The 2,992-nt window shown below is 37.5% G+C and carries 3 protein-coding genes; all 3 read left to right on the forward strand.

Annotated features, from left to right (window positions below; all coding sequences use genetic code 11):
- Window positions 1–67: 67 nt before the first annotated feature.
- Window positions 68–1,132: an ATP-binding protein gene (locus QZ334_RS07715; RefSeq protein ID WP_295233372.1), complete on the forward strand. Its 1,065-nt coding sequence runs from the start codon at window positions 68–70 to the stop codon at window positions 1,130–1,132.
- Window positions 1,133–1,326: 194 nt separating this feature from the next.
- On the forward strand, window positions 1,327–1,878 hold the full coding sequence (locus QZ334_RS07720) for a helix-turn-helix domain-containing protein (RefSeq protein ID WP_295233375.1): 552 nt from the start codon (window positions 1,327–1,329) through the stop codon (window positions 1,876–1,878).
- 23 nt (window positions 1,879–1,901) lie between these two features.
- Window positions 1,902–2,705 carry an IS3 family transposase gene (locus QZ334_RS07725; RefSeq protein WP_295233378.1) on the forward strand — a complete coding sequence of 268 codons (804 nt, stop codon included), beginning with the start codon at window positions 1,902–1,904 and terminating at the stop codon, window positions 2,703–2,705.
- Window positions 2,706–2,992: the final 287 nt, after the last annotated feature.

Genomic DNA, 2,992 nt, shown 5'->3' on the forward strand with positions numbered 1-2,992 from the left:
GTGTATAAGAGACAGGTTTTAAATTTATGATATGATAGTCTCCATAGAATGTTGGAGGTGAGAGTATATGAATTTTGTGGGACGTGCTGAGATTATTGAGAGTATCCAGTCCCGTATTGCGATGAATCAAATGAGTTTGTGTGTTGTGTATGGCCCGCATCGCAGTGGCAAATCCTATGTGGCTTCCCAGCTTGTGCGCCGTCATAAGGCGTTATACTTGGCGGGTCGCATGGCTAATGAAGCAATCCATGTAGCTGATATGAATCGAGCTCTTGAGGCACGTTTTGTTCCTACCGATGGGCAGGATAAATTCGAACCGATCACTAGCTTGCAAGAGGCCTTTGATGGTTTATTTGAAAGTAGTGTAAAAACGCCTCAGACTGTGGTGATTGATGATTACCCTTCCTTGGTGGAGGCTGTACCTCAGTTCCCTATACACTTGCGCGATTTGTTAGATGCTTATAAAGCAACGAGCCATTTGAATATCATCTTGATGGCAAATGGGTTAGAACAGCTCGATGGCCGCATCATTGGTGATCGCAGCTTGATCGGTCCTTATGTGTCGGAATATTTCGAGGTGAAACCGTTCTCCTTGGTGGATATGAAATCCTTGGGCCTTCACTATGTGAAGGATGACTTGCGTACCGTGTTCGCCGTAACAGGTGGTTTGCCTGCCTATGTGCAGTACTTTGATAATGGTGAAAGCATCGATACGAATATCATTAATTTGTTCTTCTCTGTATCGGGCGCACTCTTTGAAGAAACGCAGCATATCTTACATCGAGATATGAAAAATATAACCGGTGCTAATGCGATCTTATCTGGCCTTGCTACACTAGAGAGACCATACTATGTGGAGCTGTTGCAAGCTAGCCAAATTAAAAGCGGCACCTTTACATCTCGCTTAAACGACTTGATGGCCATGGGCCTTGTAGGTCGTATCCAAGCGAATAGCCGTGGACCAGCGAAATACGCTGACTACCACTTCACAAATAGCATGTTCCATTTCTGGTATCGCTATGTGTATAAATACTGGGGCGACATCGTCCGTGGCAATGGTGCAGACGTGTACCAAACCTACGTAAAACCGCAACTAAAAGACTTTGTGGAAGCCTCCTGTATTGCAATGTAATCAGATAATTTAAAATACGATTACCTGTACAGTTACTTGTAACATCAGAATACGTTACGCCTAACGTGTATATTAGTAATCGTAACTTACGTACTATTACCCAATGGTAGTACTAATTCCTCTAAAAAAGACACCATATTCCTCTGAACTGCACCCCAAAAATTGGACACAATTTTTGGAGGTGCAGTTTTTCTATGTCAAAACATTCTCAAGAAACTAAAGATCAAGCTTTTTATCTATTTAAAATCGGATTTGGTATACATTCTGTAGCAAAGCAATTAAATATATCAAGACACACAATAAAAAACTGGTTATTCAAATACAAAAATAATAGTTCTTTATCTAGAAAAATGAATAAACGTATATTTTCAGCAGAATTTAAACGTAAAGTTATTGAAACTAGGTTACAGAATAAGTTATCCTTTAAAGAAACAGCAGAATTATTTAATATAGATAATCCAAGTCTAATTGCAACATGGAATAAGAAATATTTAGATGAAGGTTTTTTAGGATTGCAACCTAAGCCTAAAGGCAGGCCACCTATGAAGAGTAAAAAAGAAACAAATGTACAAGCAAATTCAACCAAAAAATCAGATAAAGAACGGATTAAAGAACTAGAAGCTGAAAATGCTCGATTAAAATATGAAATATCTTTTTACGACGACTTCATGAGAGAAATGCGTGAAATTGCCAAACCCAATAGAGCTGTAAAAAAAAAGCACAAACAATTGCTATCGAAAGATTAAGAGGAATATATCCTCTTCAGTTTATGCTCGAGTACTTTGGCATTAGTCGTAGTACATATTATGCACGCTTAGCTAGCATAAAAAAGGGAGACAAATATGTAGAGGAACGAGAAGCTATTCGCACACTTGTAGCAATGAATAAAGGTCGTTATGGGTATCGCCGAATCACAATAGCATTGCATAAATTAGGCATTCATATAAACCATAAAGTTGTAATGCGTATTATGAAAGAAGAAAATTTAACATGTAAAGTTCGTCTAAAGAAATACCGCTCATATAGAGGTACTGAAGGAAAAATTGCTCCTAATATTATTAAGCGAAACTTTACTGCAACAAAGCCAGATCAAAAATGGACCACAGACATTACAGAGTTCAACGTGTTTGGCCGTAAGATTTATTTATCTCCTATCTTAGATCTATATAACGGTGAAATTGTATCTTATGAAATATCTGAGAGACCTGTATTAGCGCAGGTATTATCTATGCTAGATAAAGCCTTTCAGGAAAGACCTAATAGTCAGGGCTGTATACTGCACTCAGATCAGGGTTGGCAATATCAACATGCAGTGTATCAGGAGACATTAAAAAATCACGCTATCATCCAAAGCATGTCCCGTAAAGGAAATTGTTTGGATAATAGCGTGATGGAAAACTTCTTTGGCTTGTTGAAGTCAGAGTTATTATATTTAGAAAAGTTTACTTCCTATGAAGATTTTATCAGCAAATTAAAGGATTATATTATTTATTACAACACAAAACGCATTAAGCTCAAATTAAAAGGAATGAGTCCGGTAGAATACCGAACTCATTCTCAAAAAGTAGCTTAATTATATCTGTCCAAGAAAATGGGTGCAGATCATTAGGTACGGTCTTTACTGTATTTATCTATATATTCCTATTATTCGTTCCTTATTGTATCGTATATTAGTTCGTTCTATAATAGACTTAGGATAGTTGGACGAGGTTGGGCCTCTCTTCGTTTTTGAAGGGAGGGTTGCTTATGAGTGGTTATAAAATCATTATGATTATCCTTGGGATTTTATCAGTCATGATATCCTTTGGAGCACTTGTGGCGCTTATTTGTCTAGAAATAGCAAAATAGCCCTTCGTTTCT

The organism is Veillonella sp. (genome assembly GCF_019414865.1).
Taxonomy (GTDB): domain Bacteria; phylum Bacillota; class Negativicutes; order Veillonellales; family Veillonellaceae; genus Veillonella.